The sequence below is a fragment of the Jeotgalibacillus campisalis genome, assembly GCF_000829515.1.
In the GTDB taxonomy this organism is placed as follows: Bacteria; Bacillota; Bacilli; order Bacillales; family Jeotgalibacillaceae; genus Jeotgalibacillus; species Jeotgalibacillus campisalis.
Genome location: NZ_JXRR01000014.1, coordinates 491,511 through 515,691 on the forward strand (window position 1 = coordinate 491,511; position 24,181 = coordinate 515,691).

The following is a 24,181-nucleotide window of genomic DNA, read 5'->3' on the forward strand; positions in this document are numbered from 1 at the left end:
ACTTTAGAAATTAGTTAAGGACTCAGATTCGGAATCTGAGTCCTTCTATAGCTGCAGCTGGCTTACCTTCTACGGCCTGAGTTATTTAATTTGTTTGTATCCGAGGGAAACGAGCTGATGTAAATTCTCGCGACGAATGTTATAGAAATTTTGGTCGTCCGCCGTCACCGTGACATAATCATCCACCTTTTGTTCCATTTCATTCATGAAATCATCTTCAACTTTACGCATGCAGCGTCCCTCCTTTCAGATGTAACTTTATATTATCAGAATATTAAAAATAAGACATCCGCCTAAAGTATGAATTTTTATACGGACAAGCTTATAAAAAAGCATCATTTAAATTGATCTTTTAAAAATAGATTGAACAGTACGTTTATTTTTTGTTTAAACAAGCAAATAGTAGTGAGAATCAGGTTTTGATATAATGGGGGTTATGACTGTAGAAATGAGGCGTTCATTGATGAAATTTATTCATACTGCTGACTGGCATTTAGGGAAACTCGTTCATGGCGTTTACATGACAGAGGACCAGGAATATGTTTTGCAAAAGCTTATAGACCTTATAAAAGCTGAAGAGCCTGACGCTTTAGTTATTGCAGGTGATCTATACGACCGGTCTGTTCCTCCAACTGAAGCAGTGAAATTACTAAACGACACACTATATACAATTAACGTTGAACTTGGAGTGCCAATCATTGCTATATCGGGTAATCATGATAGCGGTGAAAGGCTGTCATTTGGTTCAAGCTGGTATCGACATTCCAAATTGTATATGAAGGGAAAATGGGAAAGAGGCTCTCAAGCTATCAATATTCAAGGTGTTCGATTTCATTTAGTTCCTTTTACAGAGCCCGGTCCCATTCGTGAACTTTATGAAATGCCTTCCATTACTTCTCATCATGAAGCAATGAAGGTTATAGTCGATGACATTAAAAGTACTATTGATCAAAGTGTACCGAATGTCTTAGTGGGGCACGCCTTTGTATTAGGAGGGAAAACGACAGATTCAGAACGAACACTTTCTGTTGGCGGGTCTGGATGTGTAGGCAGTGAGCTTTTTGAGCATTTTGATTACACAGCACTTGGCCATCTTCATAGTCCCGATGCCATTTCGCACGACTCTATTCATTATGCCGGTTCACTGATGAAGTATTCCTTCTCTGAAGCAAGACAAAGAAAAGTCGTGAAGATAGTAGAAATAATGGAAAAGAAAGTATCTGTAAAAGAGCGAATTTTAGAACCTAAAAGAGACATGAGAGAACTCGAAGGATATTTGTCAGAATTAATGAGTGTTGAATTCTATCAAAATCAAAAGCTCGATGATTATTTAAAAGTAATATTGCTAGATGAAGGAGGGTTGATCGACCCAATGAATCAATTGAAACAACTATACCCTAATGTACTTCATCTTGAACGCAAATCAGCCATTCGAGACAGATCTCTTACTGGAGGTTCTACCGATATACATTCAAGGAAAAAAGAAGGCATTGATTTGTTTAAGAGATTTTACGAAGATATGACGACGACCGACTGGTCAAGTGACAAACATGAAAAAGTAGCTGCCATAATAAATGAAGTAAAAGCAGGGAGGGCTTAGAATGAAGCCGGTTAAACTATCCATGCAGGCGTTTGGACCTTATGCAAAAACAGAGGTAGTCGATTTCAGCGAGCTCCAAAATAGGACAATGTTTTTAATTTCAGGAAAGACAGGCTCAGGTAAAACTACTATTTTCGATGGCATTGCTTTTGCAATCTACGGGAAAACCAGTGGGGAAGAAAGAAGCGGTACGGACTTGCGCAGTCAATTTGCAGAGGACTCTCTTATAACAGAGGTCACTCTTTGGTTTGTGCTGAAAAATAAAATGTACAAAATTATCCGGTCTCCCCAGCAGGAAAGGAAAAAAGCAAGAGGGGGCGGTTTTACAACGATCAATAGTAAAGCTGAATTATATTTAATTGAAAATAATGCAGAAAAACTAATCGCTGAGAATGTCAGAGAAGCTGATGAAAAAATCAAAGAAATCATGCAGCTCGATTTTGGCCAGTTTAAACAAATTCTCATGATCCCCCAAGGTGAATTCAGGAAACTTCTAACTTCTGATAGCAAAGATAAAGAGCGTATATTACAGCGGCTTTTTCATACAGAAATTTATACTGCATTTCAAGAAAAATTAAAAATGGAAGCTGTAGACCTGCGTACCAAAGTCAACCATTCAATACATGAGAGATTAAAATATTTCGGCGAACTGGATCCGCTCGACCATAATGAACTAAAAGAGCTTCTTTTGCAAGATCCATTGCCTGAACAACAAATAATTAAACTAGCCAAGAACTTAGTAGCAACTCAGAGTGAACTGAAAAAAACTCTAACTGTATCACTAGACAGTCAAAAGAAAGAAAGGGACTCTCTACTGCAGGAAAAGCAGTCTGCAATCTATTTACTTGATGCCTTTACTCAATACGAGGAAATGAAAAATAAATACACTGCTCTGACCGCTCGAAAAGAAGAGATGGACTCTAAAAGAGATCAACTCACAAGCGCAAGGAAAGCAGAAAAGCTCTGGCCTGTGTTTCGTGACTTAGAAGAAAAACAAAAGGCAATCGAACATCGTCAGCAAAGTATCGCAGGTTATCAAGATTCCCTGTTACTTTTTAAAGAAAAGTTAAAACTGCAAGTAGAAGAGCTTGAAGAGATTCAGTCAAAAAAAGATGGAAATGAAAATGAAAAACAGCATTTACGGGACATCCAGCAACTCAAAGACAAGATAAAAGAACGTTCTTTATTGAAGACTTCAATTGACAGATTAAAAGAAGAAGGGATAAATGAAAAAACGGAAGCAGAAAAACTTTTACAAAGGGCTGAGGAGATAGAAGGAAATCAAAAAAGCGCAGAGGTTCAAATTCAGACGCTCCGTCAAGCCAAAATTAAAGCTTCTGAAGAAAAACAAATGCTGCAAAGCTTACAATACGCTCTTCATCACTCGAATAGAGCATTGAAGCTGAGTCAGCTTTTAAGTCAGCTTGAGGTAAAAGTAAATGAGCTGGAAATTGCTCAAAAAAAGAACAATCAAGAAGCAGAAGAAACACAACGGAAAAAGGAAAAATTGAATGAACTGTTTCTATCATCACAGGCTTATCATCTATCCATGCATTTGAAAGAGGGGAGCTCATGTCCTGTGTGCGGCTCACAGCATCATCCAAGCCCTGTTAATGAGCCCGATGGAATAACTTCAGAAAATGACTTGGCATTTTGGGATAAGCAATTACAAAATAGTCTTGCTAAGAAAGAACGCGGAGAAATCGAAATCGTTCAACTGAAAAATAGAATGAATGAAGTGAAAGAAGAGAGAATAGAATTAATTTCTGAGCTAAAGTTGATGAAGCTGGGTTATGAATGGTCCACTGTGCAAGAGCTTCATACGTGGCTTGCAGGAAAGATCCAGACGACAGAAAAAAAGATCAATGAAATAGAAAAACAACAGGCTGCTGAAGCAATGGTAGAAATGGAAAAAAAGAAGCTGGATGCGGAACTTGAACTTACTAGGAAAAGCATAGAAAAAATGAAGGAAAGTATTCAGGGAAAACGGGATAAGTGGAGTGAAATGCAAGGTGATTTCAAGCGCCTAAGCCAGGATATACCTGAAGAGTATCTTGATCAGTCCCATTATTTGAAGACAATTGACCTTCTAAGTGCTTCCATTAAAAAGTACGAAAATCGTTTAAATGAAGCAGAAAGGAAGACTGCAGAATTACGAGAGCAATTCCTTACTTTAGAAAACCGGAAAACTCAGGCGGAAGAGGAGCTTCAACTTGAATGGAAGAAAATGCATGCTGCTGAAGATAAGTGGACAAAACTTTTAGCTGAAACCTCATTTAAGGATAAAAATGAAGTTGAGCGATGTCTTTTAGAAAATAATGAACTTGCTTCCATAGAAGAACAGCTAACTGAATATGAAAAAAATTTATACTTTACCGAGCAGCAGCTTACCATCCGTCAAAATGAGCTTGAAAACAAAGAAAAACCAACTATCTCGTTATTAGATGACAAAATATCTCAAAAGGATCAGCTTATAGAGGAGCTAGGAGAAGATCACAAAGAACTATCTTTTTATATTGAGCGCCATGAAAAAATCTTAAAGCGGATTGATGAAAATAAGAGTGAGACCGCAGAGATGGAAAAGGAATATGCACTCGTTGGCCATTTATCCGATATGGCTAATGGAAAAAATCATCTCCGTATTACGTTTGAGCGGTATGTACTTGCTTTTTATTTGGAAGATATTTTGACGATTGCCAATGAACGGCTGAATCGAATGACTTCAGGAAGATACCAATTGTTAAGAAAAGAAGACAGGTCAAAAGGAAACGCTCAGGGCGGTCTTGAGCTATTAGTATTTGATCAATATACAGGACAGCAAAGGCATGTTAAAACACTATCCGGCGGAGAAGCTTTTAAGGCATCTTTATCGCTTGCTTTAGGGCTCGCCGATGTTGTTCAATCCCATGCTGGCGGTGTTTCCTTGGAAACGATGTTTATTGATGAAGGGTTTGGAACGCTCGATCCTGAATCACTTGATCAGGCGATAGAATCTTTAATGGATATTCAAAGCAGCGGCCGGCTAGTTGGGATTATTTCTCACGTTCCCGAACTAAAAGAACGGATTGAAGCCAGACTTGAAGTAGAACAGACAAAAACCGGCAGTACAACGAAATTTATTCTTACTTCATAAATAAGTGTCACAAAAACTACAACTTCCTTTATGTCCAGTCGTTGTGATGACCGATGGTTTTCTGTAGGATTAAAGAATGTAAAGACGGCTAACATGAAGGAAGGATGGTTAGAATGAAAAAGATGAGACGCCTTTTAGCGGTGATATCACTGATTACTCTCTTAACGGCATGTTCGGGGGGATTTGAAGGTAATATGGAAAGAGAATTACAGGATTTTTCATTTAGTAATCAACATGATGAAACTGTTGAATTAAGCGACGTTAAAGGTACTCCTGCATTAGTAAATTTTATTTTTACGAACTGTGATACCGTATGTCCTCCTATGACCTTTAATATGACTGAAATTCAGCAAGCAGTTGAAGCAGAAGGGATAGAAGACTATCGTATATTGTCTTTTAGCGTGGATCCTGAAAATGACTCACCAGAAGCGTTGAAAGAATTTATGTCATCTTACTCTATAAATGAAAGCAAATGGGATTTTTTAACCGGCTATAAACAGCAAGAGATCATCGATTTTGCGATGGAATCTTTCCAGGCAATAGTAGCAGACGATCCCGAAACCAACCAGGTCATTCACGGAACAAGCTTTTATTTAGTGGACAAAGAAGGAAAGGTTGTAAAAAGTTACGATGGGATTAGTAATGTGCCAGTTGATGAAATGGTAGCTGATCTAAAAGCTGTATCTAATGACTAGGGCATTTGTCCTTGTCATTTTTTGTCGAGAGAGCTAAAATTAATTTGTGAACGAATTTTTAGTCCTGGAGGAGTCTTTTTGGTAAAGAAGCAGCGACATTGGAGTAAGAAAAAAAGGATATATGCCGGGATATTTATTGCATTGTTCTTCGTCATTTTAAGCTATCACCAATATAAGCCCTTGCCCGAAGGTGTTTCATATGCAAGCCAATCGTACAAAACGGAAGATGTTTCATTTTACCGGGATTTAACATTTACTAAAAACGGAGAAACAGTGCACGACCAGGAAATTTTTGAGCGAGTAGGGCAGCTGATTGAGGAAGCTCAGGACTTTGTTGTTATTGACATGTTTTTATTTGATGGCAAAGTAAGTGAGGACAAAGGCTATCCGGATTTAAGCGGGAATCTAACCAAACAGCTTTTAGAAAAGAAAGAGCAACATCCAGACATGCCGATGGTTGTGATTACGGACCCGGTTAACACAGGTTACTTCTCCTATAACAATCAATGGTTAGAGCCTCTTAAAAATGCGGGTATTGAGGTTGTCACGACAAATCTGAACCCTTTAAGAGATCCTACTCCTTTGTATTCAACATTCTGGCGTGCAGGAATTCAATGGTTTGGCCAAAAGGGTACGGGCTGGCTTCCGAATGGGTTTGTAGAAGATGGTCCTAAAATGACTGCAAGGTCTTACTTAATGATGGCAAATGTAAAAGCAAATCATCGTAAAGCAGTAATTACGGATAAGGGTGCTATGATTCTCTCGGCAAATGCGCATAACGAATCGGGCTTTCACAGCAATGTGGCTTTTGAAGTAAAAGGCCCTATTATTCAGGATCTGCTGAATGCTGAGCAGGCAGTCATTGATTTAGGCAACTCCAATATTAACCTTCCTCCATTTACCGGATCTCATGAGGAAAACGGGGAGCTGAATATTAAATACACGACCGAAGGACAAACATGGAAAGAGATCCTGTCTAAGCTTGAAAAAGCAAAACAAGGAGATCAAATATGGATGGCCATGTTTTATTTATCTGAAAGGGAGGTACTTAATGAGCTAATCGCTGCTTCTAAACGAGGTGCAGAGGTATTTTTAATTCTCGATCCGAATGAGACTGCATTTGGTAATAAAAAAACAGGTCTTCCGAATCGACCTGTTGTCAATGAATTGATTGAAGACTCACATGGGTTTATTCAGGTTAGATGGTATGACGTAAAAGAAGAGCAATTCCACCCGAAGATGATGATGATTAAATCCACAGAGAAAACATCCATTATCAGCGGATCAACAAACTTCACTAAACGAAACCTCGTCGACTACAATTTGGAAAACAACATTGTTGTCGAAGGTCCTACTAACGCTGACATTATGATAGAGGTTTCCCGCTACTTCACCTCTTTATGGAATAATGAAGAAGGCCATTATACGGTAGCGATGGAAGAAAATCAGGACACCTTATCTTATTGGCAGAGAGGAATCTATTTTTTACAAAAGGTGTTGGGATTAACGACCTATTAAGAGAGATGAAGGAGCAGCATGAAAAAAAAAGAATGGTTTTTACTTTCCAGCATGTCATTGGTGATTATGTCCAGCGTAATTTCTGTATTTATCCTTTTGGTAATTTCAAATCCTTTAAACAATTTAAATGAAGAAAGCAGTCTTATTGATGACCAATATGATGAAACTCCGTCTGCAAAAAAGAGTGATCAATTGGAAATTGATGAGGAAGAATCTTTATTAAATGATGAACGAAATGAACCTGCTTCTGCCAAATCAACTTCGAAAAAAGAAATTACTCCAGAAACTGAAACTTCGAATGCAAGCAATGCTGAAGCGATTGTAAGCGAGGAACAAAAGGTTAGTGATGAATTTAATGAAGAGAAAAAAGAAGAGATCGATATACCGGATGTTCCAGAAGTGCCGACTGTTCCTTCCATACAGAAAAATGGAAATTCAGAATAGATATCATCGTCTCTAGCAGAAATCTTGAGACAGATAAGAAGAGCATGGTCAAGATCACATGTAGACGATTCTTATTTGAATTAATACTTTAATCATGGTACGGTTATCCTCGTGTTTTTTATTCTTACTTATAGGCAATGATAAAATTGCTAATAAAAAAGATCAGAAAGGAGAATAACATGAAAAGCGTCTCAAAAGTTTTTTGGATTACGATATCAATTGTTTTAGCTGCAACGATCTATGCCATTGTAGCACCTTCCAGTTTTGAGCAAAGCACAGAAAATATTCAAGGTTTCATCTCTACCAGCTTTGGTTGGTATTACCTTATTCTCGTTACGATAATGGTGATATTCTGCTTCATTTTGGCCATAACTCCTATAGGACAAATTCGATTAGGGAAACCCGATGAAAGACCGGAATATTCTACTGGATCCTGGTTTGCAATGTTATTTAGTGCGGGAATGGGTATTGGCTTAGTATTTTGGGGAGCAAGCGAACCGCTCTTGCACTATGCAGCCAGTCCTCCGCTGGCAGAAGCCGGAAGTGATCAGGCTTTAAAGGATTCAATGCAATATACGTTTTTTCACTGGGGGCTGCATGCCTGGGCGATTTACGCAGTAGTAGCATTATCCCTGGCTTATTTTAAATTCAGAAAAGGTGAGCCTGGGTTGATTTCAGCCACGCTGATTCCGCTTTTTGGAGAAAAAATGAGGGGCGGACTTGGTACACTTGTTGATGTACTAGCAGTATTTGCTACTGTAGTTGGTGTTGCCACTACACTTGGATTTGGAGCCATCCAGATTAATGGGGGCTTAAACTATTTATTTGGACTTGAAATCGATTTTTGGGTACAAACAGTCATTATCGCGGTTGTAACTGTATTGTTTATGATTTCAGCTTGGACAGGCATCAGTAAAGGGATACGATATTTGTCCAATACAAATATGATTCTTGCCATCGCGCTGCTTGTCATCATGCTGATCATTGGACCGACGATGTTGATATTGAACTTATTCACAAACTCATTAGGTTCATATGCTCAAAACCTGCTGGAAATGAGCTTTAGAATAGCTCCATTAGATGTAGGCAACCGTGATTGGATCAACGGCTGGACCATTTTTTATTGGGCATGGTGGATTTCATGGTCACCGTTTGTCGGAATCTTTATAGCGCGTGTATCCAGAGGCCGTACTATTCGTGAATTTATGGCTGGCGTATTGCTGCTTCCTTCTATTGTCAGCTTCCTCTGGTTTTCAGTCTTTGGAGCAAGCTCGATTAATGTACAGCGAATGGGTACAGACCTAACAGGACTTGATCCAGAACAACTACTATTTGCTGTATTTAATGAATATCAGCTTGGCGCATTGCTTTCTGTCATTGCGATTGTTTTAATCAGTACGTTTTTTATTACATCTGCTGATTCTGCAACATTTGTTCTAGGGATGCAAACCACCTATGGGTCATTGACACCTTCAAATAGTGTTAAATTAACCTGGGGTCTCGCACAATCTACTGTTGCTGTCATTTTGTTATCAACTAATGGATTACAGGCCCTTCAGAATGCATTAATAATAGCGGCCTTTCCTTTTTCTTTTATAATGATTCTCATGATGATTTCAACGTACAAATCATTAAATCAGGAAAGAAAAGACTTAGGCTTAATGATTACACCAAAGAAAAAACAAACTAAACCTGACTCTAAATAAAGAAGAATCCATCCTGAAAATATCAGGATGGATTTTTTTTTTGAATAAACTGTTTCAGATAGAAGATATGAGCTACAATTAATTATAGCTTACTAGTTTTCTTATTAAAGGAGTTTACTCATGAAGAAGAGAAAGAAATTAAAAAAAAATCACTCGAATACAAAGAAAATGGTAAAAATTACAGCTGCTTTTTTTACAGTCCTTATTACGTTGCTTGCTATCACTGTGTATATGCTTGCACAAAACGATGGGATTATAGGCAAGGCATCAGATTGGCTTGAGCAGGCAGGAGCTCCTGTAGAACTAGAGGTTCCTGATGAATATATTGAAATTTACCAGCGCGCAGAAGAAGAATATGGTGTTCCCTGGACCCTTTTAGCTGCCCATCATAGAGTAGAAACTCGTTTTTCTACGATGGAAACGATGGTTTCGCCTGTGGGAGCTGAAGGACATATGCAATTTATGCCTTGTACGTTTGTTGGCTGGAGCCACCCTACTTGTGATGGACTTGGAGAAGGGGATATCCCTCCTAAGGAAATGACAGATCCTTCAGTAATTGAACAATACGGGGGGTATGGAACGGATGGAAACGGAGACGGCAGAGCCGATCCATGGGATATAGAGGATGCCATTTTCAGTGCTGCTAATTACCTGTCTAAAAATGGGGGAGCAGATGGTGAACTTGAACGTGCTATTTTTACCTATAATCAAAGCAATGAGTATGTAGAGGATGTTTTATACTATTTTAATCAATATGAAAATCAGTTGAACTAAAGTTGTGTAAGGCAAAGTCATATGAGAACTATTTATTTTTCTCTTTTGCCCATTTCAGTTTGTACTTAAGAATAAGAAGACATATGACAAATGACGTATGTTAAGATACCGCATAGGCTTGGGTAAAAAATACGGAAGTGGAGCGAGTAAAATTGGGGGTGCTGGTTATTTCTAATCTGGCATAACGCTCAAGCCCTGAAAATTTACTTTAAAGGTCAGAATAAGCTTAAAAAGCAGGGATTAGATCGAAAAATCAGATTATCCGAGAAAGGAGCAAGTAAAGCATGTCATCTTTTATTAATCATTTAGATGCAACCGAAATGGCAGAGAGTATTAAAAATAGAGAAATTTCGCCGCATGAAGCCGTAATGGATTCCATAAACAGGATAGAAGCAGAAAACAGCTTTTTAAATGCAGTAGTCAATAAAAGGTATGACGCTGCCATTGCTGAATCTAAAAATGTTGACCGGACCAAACCATTTGCAGGTGTACCATTATTACTAAAAGATATCTCTCATTCTTTAAAAGGGGAGCCCATAACCGCAGGATCTAGACTGCTTGCTTCAACTAAAGCGGACGTGACCAGCCATTTTGTTTCTTCCCTTAAAGAGGCCGGATTTATTATTATTGGTCATACGAACGCACCGGAATTTGGTTTAAAAAATATTACTGAATCAAAATTGCATGGAGCTGCTCGTAACCCAAAAAACCACCGTTATTCTCCAGGAGGATCAAGCGGTGGAGCTGCGGCAAGTGTCGCATCGGGTATGGTTCCTGTTGCAGCGGCAAGTGATGGAGGAGGCTCTATCCGCATACCCGCTTCTTTTTGCGGGTTGATCGGGTTAAAGCCAACACGCGGAAGAATCGCTGTTGGACCAGGCAGCGGGAGACAATGGCAGGGAGCTGCTATTGACTTTGCCTTAACAAAATCAATAAGAGACACCGCCCAGTTGCTGGATTCATTACAAACCTATCAAAAAGAAGCAGCTTTTCATACTCCAGTTTTTGAAAAAGGATACAAACAACTGATAGACCAGCGTGGGTCTAATAAATATCGCATTGCATTCAGTACAGTTTCTCCTGTAGGAACACCGGTTAGTGAAGATGCAGTTTCAGCAGTTAAAGATCTGGCGCTATGGCTGGAGAGGAATGGACATCATGTCGAGGAAGCAAGTCCGGATCTTGATGGAAAACATCTCATGGAGCAATATTATCTAATGAATTCAGGTGAGATGGCTGCTTTAAGACTTTCGCTTGAGAATGCTATCGGCCGCCCGCTTACTCACGATGATATGGAGATTGAATCATGGGTATTAGCAGAAGCAGGCCTGAAAACAGGGGCAGGTGAGTTTTCAATAAGTCTTTCCGCCTGGGATTTTGCAGCTTATAAAATGGAAGACTTTCATCGGCAATTTGATCTCTTTTTAACTCCTGCAACTTCATTTTCAGCACCTGAGGTAGGTGAACTTACTCCAGGCGCGGCTAAGATCCAGGAATTATTAGAAGTGTCTCATTTGAATGCTAAAGATCAGCAGCACTTAATTTATAAAATGTTTGAACCAGCTTTAACCTACTCTCCATTTACACAGCTTGCTAACTTAACCGGTCAGCCTGCCATAAGTCTTCCCACTGGAAAAACAGAGGATGACCTCCCCATAGGCATTCAGTTCATGGCCTCAAAAGGAAATGAACACCTGCTGCTTGATATAAGTTCAGAAATAGAAGAATATGGTCTTTTTCAGCCATAAAGAACTAAATATAACTATTTTGGAATACTAAAAAATTATTTTAATTCAAAGTTTTCTAAATGAGAAGTATTCTTAACAGGACAAAAAGCGAATTTATTTATTAATTTCATGAAATACCATAAGAAATACTTATTGATGGACATAACTTTATTGATATTTACTTATCGTATTCAGTGTATTAAGATAGTATTGTGCGCTTGTAGTTACATACAAGAAAAGGTTAAATTTAATAAGGGGGAAATTCGATGGCTAATCAGGATATTTTTCAATCTAAAAAATCCTTCGATCTTGAAGGAAAACGCTATCATTACTATGAACTAAAAACACTGGAAGAGAAAGGTTTAACAAAAATCTCAAAACTTCCATATTCTATTCGGGTTTTATTAGAGTCTGTTCTCAGACAGTATGACGGACGAGTGATTAAAGAAGATCATATTAAAAACCTGGCAAACTGGGGATCAAAAGAAGTCAAGGATTCTGAAGTGCCTTTTAAGCCTTCACGGGTTATTTTACAGGATTTCACAGGCGTTCCGGCAGTGGTTGATCTCGCATCGCTTAGAGATGCTATGTCTAAAATGGGCGGTTCACCAGATAAAATTAATCCTGAAATTCCGGTAGACTTAGTTATTGACCACTCTGTTCAAGTAGATAAATACGGAACTGCAGACTCCCTGCAAGTTAATATGGACCTTGAGTTTGAACGGAATGCTGAGCGCTACCAATTCCTAAGCTGGGCTCAAAAAGCGTTTAACAACTATCGTGCAGTCCCGCCTGCTACAGGAATCGTTCATCAGGTAAATCTTGAATATCTAGCTAACGTTGTCATGAACGTGACAAATTCCGAAGGTGAGACGGTGGCGTTTCCTGATACACTCGTAGGTACCGACTCTCACACAACAATGATTAACGGCATCGGTGTACTTGGATGGGGCGTTGGAGGAATTGAAGCAGAAGCAGGAATGCTTGGCCAGCCTTCATATTTCCCAATTCCAGAAGTAATTGGTGTGCGCCTGACTGGAGCACTTCCACAAGGGGCAACTGCGACAGACCTTGCTCTTAAAGTGACGCAGGTATTGCGTAAAAAAGGAGTAGTAGGTAAATTTGTCGAATTTTTCGGTGAAGGAGTTGCTGTTCTTCCGCTTGCAGACCGTGCAACGATCGCTAACATGGCACCGGAATATGGTGCAACATGCGGTTTCTTCCCGGTAGATAAGGAATCTCTTGCATACATGCGTCTTACAGGCAGAGAAGAATCAGACATTAAGCTTGTTGAGGAATACCTCACGAAAAACGATATGTTCTTTACAACTGATAACGAAGACCCTGTCTACACGGATGTTGTAGAACTTGATCTTTCAAAAATAGAGCCGAATCTATCAGGTCCAAAACGTCCGCAGGATTTAATTCCGCTATCAAATATGAAAAAGGAATTTCATAAGGCACTAACAGCTCCTGAAGGCGTGCAGGGATTTGGTCTGGATAAAGCAGAAGTAGACAAAGAAGCAGTCATCGAATTTGATAATGGTGATGTTGTGCCAATGAAAACCGGTGCAATTGGGATTGCTGCAATCACAAGCTGTACAAACACTTCCAATCCTTACGTTATGCTGGGAGCGGGTCTGGTTGCACAAAAAGCAGTAGAACTCGGAATGAAAGTTCCTGCATACGTTAAAACTTCTTTGGCGCCAGGATCAAAAGTAGTTTCAGGGTATCTGCGTGATGCAAATCTGCTGAACCCTCTTGCAAACTTAGGATTTGATCTTGTAGGGTATGGCTGTACAACTTGTATCGGTAACTCTGGTCCGCTGCTGCCTGAAATTGAAAAAACGATTGCAGAAAGCGACCTGCTTGTTAGTTCTGTGCTGTCAGGAAACCGTAATTTTGAAGGGCGGATTCATCCATTAGTTCGGGCTAACTACCTTGCTTCTCCACCTTTGGTTGTTGCCTACGCATTAGCAGGTACGGTTGATATCGATCTGCAAAAAGATGCTATCGGTAAAGATAAGAATGGTCAGGATGTTTTCTTAAAAGATATTTGGCCAACAACAGAAGAAGTGAATGAAATTGTCAAAAAGACTGTTACACCAGAGCTTTTCCGTGAAGAATATGAAAGAGTATTTGACAATAATGAGCGGTGGAATGCAATTCAGACGAGTGAAGATGCTCTTTATACGTTCTCTGATGATTCTACTTATATCCAAAATCCACCTTTCTTTGAAGGACTGACTGAAAAGCCATCCAGCATCGAAGGATTGAACGGACTTCGGGTAGTAGGTAAATTTGGAGATTCAGTAACAACAGACCATATTTCACCGGCTGGAGCAATCGGAAAAGATACGCCTGCAGGTCTTTATTTAAGAGAAAATGGAGTCGCGATACGAGACTTTAATTCTTATGGATCAAGACGGGGCAACCACGAAGTGATGATGCGCGGAACATTTGCAAATATCCGCATTCGAAATCAAGTGGCTCCTGGAACAGAAGGCGGTTATACTACCTATTGGCCAACAGGAGAAACAATGGCCATTTACGACGCATGTATGAAATATCAGCAGGATGGAACCGGCCTTGCTGTTCTGGCAGGGAAAGATTATGGAATGGGATCTTCCCGTGACTGGGCAGCAAAAGGAACCAATCTGCTTGGAATAAAAACCGTAATTGCTGAAAGCTATGAGCGGATCCATCGTTCAAATCTTGTGTTTATGGGCGTATTGCCTCTTCAATTTAAAAAAGGAGAGAACGCGGAAACACTAGGTTTGACAGGCCGTGAATCATTATCAGTAAATATTACAGATCAGGTAAAACCGCGTGATATTTTAACGGTTAAAGCAACAAGTGAAGATGGCAAAGTGACGGAATTTGACGTGCTGGTCCGTTTTGATTCCGATGTAGAAGTAGATTATTTCAGACATGGCGGCATTCTAAGAATGGTACTGCGTGATAAATTATCTGTATAATATTTCTGCTGACGAATAATTTCGACAAGGCATTAATCAAGTCAATGCAGCAATATGAAAAACAAGCAAATGTATTGAATATAAAAAGGGAGAAACACACTGTGCACAACAGGTGTTTCTCTTTTTTTTATTTGCATTAATCGTGTTGAACTGATTCTGTTTTAAATTGTCGAAATTTTTAATTTTTAATGTTTAAAAATAAGAATTTCGTGAGATACTACAGATAGGAGGTGTTGACGAATGAGAGTAAAGGGGAAAACCCTTCAGGAACTTGTTGCTGAAAATCGATCTGAAATTCAAAAAGATCCAATAAAAATGGATTTAATTGAAGATCGACTTGAAAAAAGATGGCTGGCTTGGGAAAAAAGAAAATAAACTCGCTGCATTCTGTCCAGCCGGATAGAGTGCTTTTTCGTTTGTAAACATGTTTGATTACTAGAGGTATGATAAACTGAGGGAAAGTTAGTGAAGGGATTGAATAAAAAAGAATGAAAATAGCTGAAAAAACGATCGAAGTCCGGTATGCTGAAACGGACCAAATGGGTGTAGTATACCATGCTAACTACCTGATCTGGATGGAGATCGGAAGAACATCTTTAATTGAATCTATGGGTTTTCAGTATTCAGAAATGGAAGAGGAAGGGATTCTTGCTCCTGTTATGGACATACAAGTTTCTTATAAAACACCTATTCGCTACGGAAATAAAGCGATAATTAAAACCTGGATCGAACATTATGACGGCCTGAGAACTCACTATGCTTATGAAATAACAAACGAAAATGGTCAGATGGCTGCAACTGGATTATCTAAGCACGTTTGTGTAAAAAAAGAAAATTTCCGACCAGTTTCTGTGAGAAAACTTTTTCCTGCTTGGCATGAAGCATGTGAAAAATATAAGAAAAAGGAGCACCAATCAATAAATGGGTGACGGTGATACATATGGCTTTTGGGATAAATAAGGAAGCGGTTAACAATTGGAAACATGCGATCGATAATGGAGAAATAGCTTTCTTAACGCACTTTTGGCTCGATGACCGGTTCCCTGAATACCATACAGTGACAAAGGCAGGAGCAAAGAACATCGACCAGCTTGCTTTATGGGGGGAGAAATATCAATTAAAAAAAGAGTGGATTCATGTGCGGAAAGACGGTTATTCTCATTTTGATCTTCTGGGGAACACACAAATAAAAGTTTTAAAAGCTGAAGGGCTCGCAGAACATTTACACCGTTTTAAAATTATAAAAGAGTGACGGCTGAATTACGGCCGTCACTCTTTTTTGCTTAATTTTTATTGTAATCATACGCTGGACCGTCGGCTTGTTCATTGTACTCTACTTCAAGATTATGTCCGTCAAAATACCATTCGTCTTTCTCTTCTACGTAAAAAGTAATTCCTTCTTCTTTAGTTGTAACGACAGCTTCGATAGGATCATCTTTACTGACTCCTAATGAGAATCCATCCTGAATTGGGCTAGAGCCGCCATATCGAACGAAAAAGCGAACGTGATCCCCTTCTTTAACCATCATTTCGTCTTGAAACCACTTAACTGCTGCTTTTGAAAGTTGAATGTCCATGCTGTTTCGTCCTCCTTTATTAAATAAGCTATTTTTATTATAATGGAAATGTGGAAATAAAGACAAACATGAGACTTGAAAGGAGCATTTATGGAAAAGCGTCTTTTTATCTGGATCGGTGCAGTTATCTTCGGAGGGCTTTTGCTGCAGACATTTATTCAATTAGAAGCAGATTATCAATTAGAAGCGGCCGGGTTTATTTTATTTTCAGCGGCTATTTATTACGGTCTGTTTTTCCTTAAAAAGAGGAAATCAAATTTATATCTAGGGTTAACATGTGCTTTGGGCATTGTCTCTTTATTACTAGTGTTTTTTGCGCCGCTGATACTGCCAGTGCATTAAGAAAGCAAAGAGAATCTTCGAGAATAGATAAGGATTTAAAAATAAAAGGCAGCTTTCTATTCATTTTGAATAAAAGCTGCCTTTAGTACTTTCTCTGGGTGATAATCCTGATATAGAAGTATCACAAAACCTATTTACGTGACATCCAGTTGATTTTGGGTTCTGTCTTATTTTTAATTCTTGAAATATTGCTCTTGTGACGGATGATAACAAAACCGGCCATGACCGATACGATTACAACTAAAGCGAGATCATCTGTAAACAACACAGTGTATACTACTGCAAAAACACCTGCGGTCATAGAAGCGAGAGATACATATTTTGACAGATACAAAACGACGAGAAAGCATAGCACGACCAAAACAAATAACATTGGAGCGTAGCCTAAAAGAACACCTGAGGAAGTTGCAACAGCTTTTCCTCCCCGAAAACCTGCGAAAATGGGAAACATATGTCCGATAACAGCTGTTACACCGGCAACAAGCATTAAGCTTTCCTGGCCTAAAAGTAATGCTGCAACGACTGCTGCGGTTCCTTTAAGAATGTCCATTATAGTGACGATGGCCCCAGCCTTCACTCCTAAGACACGAAAAGTGTTTGTAGCGCCAAGATTTCCGCTTCCGAAATTTCGGATATCTTTATTATAGAAAAATTTGCCGATCCAAAGTCCGGAAGGGATTGAACCAATTATGTAAGAAAGTAAGATAAGTACTGCTGCAATCATAAAGTTGCTCCTTTATAATGTAGATGAAATTATTTTATCATGAAATACAATGTTAAGGTGGTTTTTCTTCGTCTATGGTATTAGAATTTGTAAGATGCACAGAATCACACATTTAAACAATCCAGATTTAAAGGGGTATAGTATGATGAAATTGGCAGCAGGTTCACTTCAATGGTTTATTTTTATGATCGCATCCTCTATAGCGGCACCAATAGCGATCGCAGCGGTGTTTCAATTAGATCCCGCTCAGACAGCAGGGTTTGTTCAACGAACACTGTTAGTACTCGGAGTTGCGGGAATTGTACAAGTATTTTTTGGTCACAAACTTCCGATTAATGAAGGGCCTGCTGGTCTGTGGTGGGGTGTTTTTTCAATCTACGCTACTTTTGTAGGGGTCATTTATTCAACACCAGTTGAAACGCTTCAAGTTTTACAGTCCGGTCTTTTACTAAGCGGAGTGATTTTTATTTTATTATCCCTAACCGGCATTATTAATAAAATCACTGCCTTATTTACACCCGTGGTCACATTTACTTATTTGATGCTGCTGGTATTTCAATTAAGCGGTTCATTCTTAAATGGAATGGTTGGTTTGCCGAATGAAGAAGGGACCGTAAACCTATTCGTTATGATCGGTTCAATTTTGACAATCTTCCTTGCTTTTTGGCTGAATAGACATAAAAGGCAATGGGTACAGCGCTATTCAGTTATTATTTCTATTGCAGCGGGATGGATTATCTTTATAGTATTGGGTCAAGCGACCTTTCATTCCGCTACTGACCATTCAATTATTGCACTGCCTGAATTTTTTGCATTCGGTCCACCCATACTAGAAAGTGGAGTTTTCGTTACGGCCATTTTTATTACATTTCTTTTAACCGCTAATATGGTCGCTTCAATTAGAGTAATGGAATCCGCAATGGCAGAACATTTTCAGGAGAAACCTGCTGCACGGTTTAGACAGGCTGGCTTCGCGGCTGGTTTTAATACTCTTTTCAGCGGAGCGGCTTCAGCAATTGGTTCGGTTCCGATTGCAGGTGCAGCCGGCTACGTTGTGGCTACAAAATCACCTGACAGAAAACCTTTCTGGATAGGCTGTTTGCTTGTGGCTGGTGTGAGCTTTGTTCCCTTTATCATTAACACAATGGCACAATTACCTGCTGCTGTAGCATTTGCTGTAACTTTTGTAATTTTCACGAACATGATTCGTCTGGCATTCCTGGAGTGGAAAAAAGAGGGGAATAGTGAAAGAGGACTTTCTGTAGTGGGAATCTCATGGCTGGTGGGGGTAGGGCTGATGTTTGTTCCTTCGTCCGCATATACCGACCTTCCTGTTGCAATTAGTTCTGTTTTATCCAATGGACTCATAACCGGCACCATTAGTGCAGTTATTTTGGAACAATGGCATCTCCGGACATCAAAATCCGGCTGAAATTGGAGTCTTAAAGGTAGTATGTGTTTTTTAATCGCAATTAAGGTTTAAGCAAGGGGGCTTAGGGAATTTATAATTAGTAAATGTGGGAAGGATGGTGACTAAATGATTACATTTAAAAACGTAAGAAAAACATTCGCCGATGGCACAGAAGCCATTAAAGGAATTGATTTACATATTGAAGAAGGTAAATTGGTTGCTCTTATCGGACCAAGCGGCTGCGGTAAAACAACGACGATGAAGATGATCAATAAATTGATTCATCCTTCTTCTGGGACGATCTCGATCAATGGGAAAAATATAGCTGAACGCAAAGATGTAGATCTTAGAAGAGATATTGGCTATGTAATCCAGCGGATCGGTTTATTTCCTCATATGACTATAGAAGAAAACGTCGCGCTGATCCCAAAACTTAAAGGGATGAAAAAACATGAATATACAAAGCGGGTTGATGAACTTTTAGATTTAGTAGGTTTGGAACCCCCTGTATTTAAAAAAAAATACCCTCTTGAACTAAGCGGCGGCCAGCAGCAGAGAGTGGGAGTCGTAAGGGCGCTTGCCGGAGAGGCCCCGATTATATTAATGGATGAACCATTCAGTGCATTGGATCCGATCAGCCGTGAGCAGCTTCAGGATGAACTTAAAGAACTTCAGTCTGCCATAAGAAAAACCATCGTATTCGTTACCCATGATATGGATGAAGCCCTCAAAGTAGCAGATGAGATCGTGGTAATGAAAGATGGCATGATTGAGCAAATAGCGCATCCCGATGAACTGATCCGACACCCGGCAAATGAGTTTGTTCGATCATTTATTGGAGAAGAACGAATTCAATCAGCGCTTCATTCATTTAGTCCAAAAGAAATACAAGTGACATCAATCCTGAATCAGCCGGCAGAAGACTCTACTGACCTGCCCGTTATTGAATCCACCGCTGATTTAAAAGCGGCTGCAAAGGCAATGATTTTAAACAATGCAGAAGCCTTGCAGGTGATGCAGGAGGGTATCATGATTGGTGTGATTTATAAAGATCGATTATTAAGCGAGTTAGCTGGCTTGGAAAGAGGGGCCTGATATGAACTTTTTTTCGGACTTTTGGGAAGTAGTTGTTCAAAGACAGGACATTATTATTGAAGGAACGATTGAACATTTGTACTTATCTTTTTCAGCAATTGTCATTGCAATTTTAATTTCTCTTCCTCTCGGCATATTTATATCAAGGAATCAGAGAGTGGCGGAATTTTATATCGGAATAACTGCCGTATTTCAAACAATTCCTAGCCTTGCTCTATTCGGCTTTTTAGTGCCGATATTAGGGATTGGTTTTGAAACAGCGCTCATTGCGCTTATTATCTATGCTTTACTGCCAATTCTCAGGAATACATATACAGGTATTACGGGTGTCGATCAGGCTGTAATAGAGGCTGGGCAAGGAATGGGAATGACCAGCACTCAAATTCTTTTTAAAATTGAGCTTCCTCTGTCCCTGCCATTTTTAATGGCGGGTATCAGGACAGCTACCGTATTGACAGTCGGTATTGCTACCCTGGCTACTTTCGTCGGTGCTGGAGGACTGGGTGATGTCATTTGGAGAGGGCTGCAATCTTATAATAATGAGCTGGTACTTGCAGGTGCGATTCCGGTCGCATTACTTGCATTATCATTTGATTTTATTTTAAAAATGCTTGAAAAATATACCACTCCAAAAGGAATCAATTCAAAATAGAAGTAAATAAATCAGGAAAAGGTGAGGTTTTACAATGAAATTTTCTAAAGCATTAATGGCTGCAACTGTCAGCGCTTCTTTAATTCTTGCAGCCTGCAGTTCAGATGAAGACAATTCAGAAAGAGATTCAAGTGAACCGATCATCATCTCAGGAAAAGCGTTTACTGAACAGTATATTCTTCCAAGCATTCTTCAGCAGTATATCGAGCACCACTCAGATTATGAAGTTACATTGAATGATGGACTCGGAGAAGTAAGCGTTCTGCAGCCTGCATTGGAAAATGGCGACATTGATATGTACGTTGAATATACCGGGACAGGTCTTGAGGCGGTCCTTGGTTTACAGGCAGAAGACGGTGAATCGAGTGACAGTATACTCGAGCGTGTTAGAGAGGGCTATGAAGAAGAGTATAATATTACTTGGCTTGAATCTTTGGGCTTTGCTAATGACTATACCATGGCTTTTTCAGAAGATGCAGATTTTGAAGCGGAAACTTATTCTGATTTAGCGGAAATCTCTGATCAGTTATCATTTGGTGCGCCTCATGCATTTTATGAACGTCAGGGCGATGGGTATGAAGCACTTTCCGAAGCTTATGGTTTTGAATTTCAGGCAACAGAAAGTCTTGATGCAAACCTCATGTATCAAGCGGTTCAAGACAGTCAGGTTGATGTCATTCCGGCATTTACAACAGATGGCAGAATCGAACGATTTAACTTACAGACTACAGAAGATGACTTAGGTTTCTTTCCTAAATATGATGCCGTTCCAGTTGTTCGACAAGATGTTTTAGAGGCTTATCCTGAATTGGAAGGCTTGCTGGGTGAATTGTCTGGTCAAATTTCTGAAGAAGACATGCAGGAAATGAATGCTAAAGTAGACATTGATGGAGAAACAGCCTCTACTGTAGCTCAAGAATTTTTAGAGGACAATGGACTTTTAGAATAAAATTTCAAAAAAGGACGTGTTAACATGATTACAAATCCGTCTCGCGATCAAATTGGAGAACTATTGAATTCAAGTAAGAGGATTGCCGTGATCGGTTTAAGTGACAACCCCTCTAGAACATCATACAGTGTCAGTGAGGCAATGCAGAGTGCAGGGTATGAGATTATTCCTGTAAATCCTACAATAAAGGAGGCACTTGGCGTTAAAGCGGTATCTTCTCTTAAGGAGATCGAAGGGAAAGTGGATATTGTCAATATTTTCAGGCGTTCTGAATTTCTAGCGGACATTGCAGATGAATTTCTGAATACAGATATTCCAGTGTTCTGGTCCCAGCTGGGTGTAGAGGATGAAGCTGTATTTAACAAGTTAACTGAAAAAGGCAGAACAGTAATCATGGACAGGTGCATAAAAGTAGAGCATGCTGTAACAAGATAATATTCTCGGCGCAAAAAAACTTGATCCTAAACTCCAGGATCAAGTTTTTTGTGGTTTTCCATTAATTGATTGGCACGTTCAGCGCATGATTTTGTTAAGAAATAGAGAGGTTCTGAATGAAGTCCAATGCCCCTGCCTTTCATCCTCAAAATACTCGTTAATTCTTTCACAAGTGTATCCGCGCAATAAGCAGATTCAGTTCTAATCTTTTATTTCTTTAAACATAAATCTTATATTCTGTACGATTTTTTCCCTTCAACTGCAATAAAATGCTATGATCTAGGAACGGAGCTTACGGTTTATACAGGATTCATTCTACGTAAATTTTTTGAACTACCATTGAAATCCACTGTAATCTAGGTATAGAATATGATGGTGAAATAGGAATGATATGATACAATGTAAAAAAACGAACAAGTGTTTGTGCAATTTGGAAGGGGAATGTCCGTGGCTAAGAAAGCAACGATAGAATACAACGATGATGCCATTCAAGTACTTGAAGGTTTAGAAGCAGTTAGAAAGAGACCAGGAATGTATATAGGCTCCACAGATGCACGTGGACTTCATCATTTAGTTTTTGAAATAGTTGATAATTCAGTGGATGAGGCGCTGGGTGGTTATGGTGATACGATACAAATTACTCTTCATAAAGATGACAGCGTATCAATTCGGGATTATGGACGGGGCATGCCTACAGGAATACACCGTTCAGGGAAACCCACACCAGAAGTTATTTTTACAATCCTGCATGCAGGAGGTAAATTTGGTCAGGGCGGCTATAAAACGAGCGGAGGATTACATGGAGTAGGTGCTTCTGTTGTAAATGCATTATCAGAGTGGCTGACTGTTACCATCCATCGTGAGGGCGTAATTCATGAGATGAGATTTGAAAATGGCGGCAAACCAGTTACTACTCTTGAAAAAAGGGGTAAAACGAATCAATCCGGAACCCTTATCCATTTTAAGCCGGATCCTTCCATTTTCAGTGTAACTCACTTTAACTACGAGACCTTATGTGAAAGACTGCGGGAAAGCGCATTTCTTTTAAAAGGATTTAAAATAGAAATTATTGATGAACGAAATGATAAGAAAGATACATTTCAATTCGATACGGGAATAGAAGCATTTGTTTCGTACCTGAATGAAGAAAAAGATGTTCTTCATCCTGTGGTTTCTTTTGAAGGGGAAAATGAAGGCATTGAAGTTGACTTTGCTTTTCAATTTAATGATGGATACTCTGAGACCATCCTTTCCTTTGTGAATAATGTCCGTACGAAAGATGGCGGTACACACGAAGCAGGTGCAAAAACAGCGATGACCAGAGTCATAAATGAGTACGCCAAGAAAATCAGCTTATTAAAAGAAAAAGATAAAAACCTTGAAGGAGCAGATATCCGGGAAGGCTTTGCTGCAGTTATTTCAGTCCGCATCCCAGAAGGTATTCTGCAATTTGAAGGACAGACAAAAGGAAAGCTTGGTACAACAGAGGCAAGGTCATCTGTTGACAGTGTTGTAGCAAACCAGCTTCTTTATTTTCTAGAAGAAAATCCGGAAATTAGCACATTGCTTATTAAAAAGGCCATAAGAGCTCAGCAGGCGAGAGAAGCTGCGAGAAGAGCCCGAGAAGATGCGCGTAATGGAAAAAAACGAAAAAAATCAGATACGATGCTTTCCGGAAAATTAACACCCGCTCAGTCAAAAAATGCTGCCCGAAATGAGCTTTATTTAGTTGAAGGAGACTCAGCAGGCGGATCTGCAAAGCAAGGGCGGGACAGAAAATTTCAAGCAGTTCTTCCTTTAAGAGGAAAAGTAATTAACACTGAAAAAGCAAAACTTGCTGATATTTTCAAAAATGAAGAAATTAATACGATTATTCACGCAATTGGTGCCGGAGTGGGTGCTGATTTTGAAGTGGATGATATTCAGTACGACAAAATTGTTATAATGACGGATGCAGACACCGATGGAGCGCATATCCAGGTGCTGCTTTTAACGTTCTTTTACCGCTACATGAAACCGATGATTGAAGCCGGCAGAGTTTATATCGCTCTTCCTCCGCTGTATAAAGTAAGCAAAGGCAGCGGAAAAAAAGAAGTGATCGAATATGCCTGGACAGATAATGAACTCGGTGATGCAGTAAAAAAGATCGGAAAAGGGTATATACTTCAGCGCTACAAAGGTCTTGGAGAAATGAATGCTTCCCAATTATGGGAAACGACGATGAATCCTGAAACCCGCACATTGATCCGTGTGAAAATTGATGATGGTGCCCGAGCTGAACGCCGAGTAACGACTTTGATGGGCGACAAAGTAGAACCGCGGCGTAAATGGATCGAGTCAAATGTAGCATTTGGCATGGAGGACTCACAAAACATCTTAGAGAATGATCAGATCATGGTTTCAGAGGAGGACTAAAACAAT

General features: G+C 39.5%; 22 protein-coding genes. 19 read left to right on the forward strand and 3 right to left on the reverse strand.

Translation table 11 applies throughout. From position 1 onward, the window contains the following. Nucleotides 1-81: 81 nt before the first annotated feature. The gene (locus KR50_RS18475) at nt 82-231 is read right to left on the reverse strand and encodes a hypothetical protein (RefSeq protein WP_156969493.1); all 150 of its coding nucleotides are present in this window, start codon (nt 229-231) and stop codon (nt 82-84) included. A 232-nt stretch (nt 232-463) separates the two neighbouring features. Here KR50_RS18475 and KR50_RS09515 point away from each other — a divergent pair, with 232 nt between their 5' ends. The 12 genes from KR50_RS09515 (at nt 464) to KR50_RS09565 (ending at nt 15,827) form a co-directional block, all read left to right on the forward strand. Continuing rightward, complete coding sequence (locus KR50_RS09515; protein WP_041057679.1) at nt 464-1,600, forward strand: exonuclease SbcCD subunit D; 1,137 nt, start codon at nt 464-466, stop codon at nt 1,598-1,600. Nucleotide 1,601: 1 nt separating this feature from the next. Continuing rightward, entirely contained in the window at nt 1,602-4,733 is a 3,132-nt protein-coding gene (locus tag KR50_RS09520) for an AAA family ATPase (protein WP_041057682.1), read from the forward strand. A gap of 113 nt (nt 4,734-4,846) precedes the next feature. After that, nucleotides 4,847-5,428, forward strand: coding sequence for an SCO family protein (locus tag KR50_RS09525; protein WP_041057688.1), 582 nt, complete (start codon nt 4,847-4,849; stop codon nt 5,426-5,428). Between the two features lie 78 nt (nt 5,429-5,506). After that, on the forward strand, nt 5,507-6,946 hold the full coding sequence (locus tag KR50_RS09530) for a phospholipase D family protein (protein WP_041057690.1): 1,440 nt from the start codon (nt 5,507-5,509) through the stop codon (nt 6,944-6,946). Between the two features lie 18 nt (nt 6,947-6,964). Beyond that, nucleotides 6,965-7,390 (forward strand): hypothetical protein, encoded by a 426-nt coding sequence (locus KR50_RS09535; protein WP_041057692.1) that lies wholly within the window; start codon nt 6,965-6,967, stop codon nt 7,388-7,390. Between the two features lie 179 nt (nt 7,391-7,569). Beyond that, complete coding sequence (locus KR50_RS09540) at nt 7,570-9,096, forward strand: glycine betaine uptake BCCT transporter (protein ID WP_041057694.1); 1,527 nt, start codon at nt 7,570-7,572, stop codon at nt 9,094-9,096. Nucleotides 9,097-9,216: 120 nt separating this feature from the next. Continuing rightward, the gene (locus tag KR50_RS09545; protein ID WP_041057695.1) at nt 9,217-9,870 is read left to right on the forward strand and encodes a lytic transglycosylase domain-containing protein; all 654 of its coding nucleotides are present in this window, start codon (nt 9,217-9,219) and stop codon (nt 9,868-9,870) included. A 284-nt stretch (nt 9,871-10,154) separates the two neighbouring features. After that, on the forward strand, nt 10,155-11,618 hold the full coding sequence (locus KR50_RS09550; protein ID WP_041057698.1) for an amidase: 1,464 nt from the start codon (nt 10,155-10,157) through the stop codon (nt 11,616-11,618). A 245-nt stretch (nt 11,619-11,863) separates the two neighbouring features. Further along, nucleotides 11,864-14,575 (forward strand): aconitate hydratase AcnA, encoded by a 2,712-nt coding sequence (acnA, locus tag KR50_RS09555; RefSeq protein ID WP_041057701.1) that lies wholly within the window; start codon nt 11,864-11,866, stop codon nt 14,573-14,575. 240 nt (nt 14,576-14,815) lie between these two features. Further along, complete coding sequence (locus KR50_RS18250; protein ID WP_084215541.1) at nt 14,816-14,950, forward strand: FbpB family small basic protein; 135 nt, start codon at nt 14,816-14,818, stop codon at nt 14,948-14,950. Between the two features lie 113 nt (nt 14,951-15,063). Then, a complete protein-coding gene (locus KR50_RS09560) occupies nt 15,064-15,504 on the forward strand; it encodes an acyl-CoA thioesterase (RefSeq protein ID WP_041057703.1) in 441 nt (146 codons plus the stop codon). 11 nt (nt 15,505-15,515) lie between these two features. Continuing rightward, nucleotides 15,516-15,827, forward strand: coding sequence for a hypothetical protein (locus KR50_RS09565; protein ID WP_041057704.1), 312 nt, complete (start codon nt 15,516-15,518; stop codon nt 15,825-15,827). Between the two features lie 31 nt (nt 15,828-15,858). Here the strand turns inward: KR50_RS09565 and KR50_RS09570 are convergent, their stop codons facing one another. Further along, nucleotides 15,859-16,152 carry a HesB/YadR/YfhF family protein gene (locus KR50_RS09570; RefSeq protein WP_041057706.1) on the reverse strand — a complete coding sequence of 98 codons (294 nt, stop codon included), beginning with the start codon at nt 16,150-16,152 and terminating at the stop codon, nt 15,859-15,861. A 90-nt stretch (nt 16,153-16,242) separates the two neighbouring features. Between KR50_RS09570 and KR50_RS09575 the strand changes: the two genes are divergently transcribed. Next, nucleotides 16,243-16,494 carry a hypothetical protein gene (locus KR50_RS09575; protein ID WP_041057708.1) on the forward strand — a complete coding sequence of 84 codons (252 nt, stop codon included), beginning with the start codon at nt 16,243-16,245 and terminating at the stop codon, nt 16,492-16,494. A gap of 130 nt (nt 16,495-16,624) precedes the next feature. On the opposite strand, the gene plsY is transcribed toward KR50_RS09575, so the two are convergent. Then, nucleotides 16,625-17,218 carry a glycerol-3-phosphate 1-O-acyltransferase PlsY gene (gene plsY, locus KR50_RS09580; protein ID WP_041057711.1) on the reverse strand — a complete coding sequence of 198 codons (594 nt, stop codon included), beginning with the start codon at nt 17,216-17,218 and terminating at the stop codon, nt 16,625-16,627. Nucleotides 17,219-17,363: 145 nt separating this feature from the next. Between plsY and KR50_RS09585 the strand changes: the two genes are divergently transcribed. The 6 genes from KR50_RS09585 (at nt 17,364) to parE (ending at nt 24,175) form a co-directional block, all read left to right on the forward strand. Next, nucleotides 17,364-18,650: a purine/pyrimidine permease gene (locus tag KR50_RS09585; RefSeq protein ID WP_041057713.1), complete on the forward strand. Its 1,287-nt coding sequence runs from the start codon at nt 17,364-17,366 to the stop codon at nt 18,648-18,650. Nucleotides 18,651-18,755: 105 nt separating this feature from the next. Next, nucleotides 18,756-19,724 carry an ABC transporter ATP-binding protein gene (locus tag KR50_RS09590; RefSeq protein WP_041057716.1) on the forward strand — a complete coding sequence of 323 codons (969 nt, stop codon included), beginning with the start codon at nt 18,756-18,758 and terminating at the stop codon, nt 19,722-19,724. Nucleotide 19,725: 1 nt separating this feature from the next. Beyond that, a complete protein-coding gene (locus KR50_RS09595; protein WP_041057718.1) occupies nt 19,726-20,376 on the forward strand; it encodes an ABC transporter permease in 651 nt (216 codons plus the stop codon). 34 nt (nt 20,377-20,410) lie between these two features. Next, the gene (locus tag KR50_RS09600; protein ID WP_041057719.1) at nt 20,411-21,325 is read left to right on the forward strand and encodes an ABC transporter substrate-binding protein; all 915 of its coding nucleotides are present in this window, start codon (nt 20,411-20,413) and stop codon (nt 21,323-21,325) included. A gap of 24 nt (nt 21,326-21,349) precedes the next feature. After that, entirely contained in the window at nt 21,350-21,760 is a 411-nt protein-coding gene (locus KR50_RS09605; RefSeq protein ID WP_041057722.1) for a CoA-binding protein, read from the forward strand. 447 nt (nt 21,761-22,207) lie between these two features. After that, nucleotides 22,208-24,175, forward strand: coding sequence for a DNA topoisomerase IV subunit B (parE, locus tag KR50_RS09610; RefSeq protein ID WP_232304261.1), 1,968 nt, complete (start codon nt 22,208-22,210; stop codon nt 24,173-24,175). Nucleotides 24,176-24,181 lie beyond the last annotated feature (6 nt).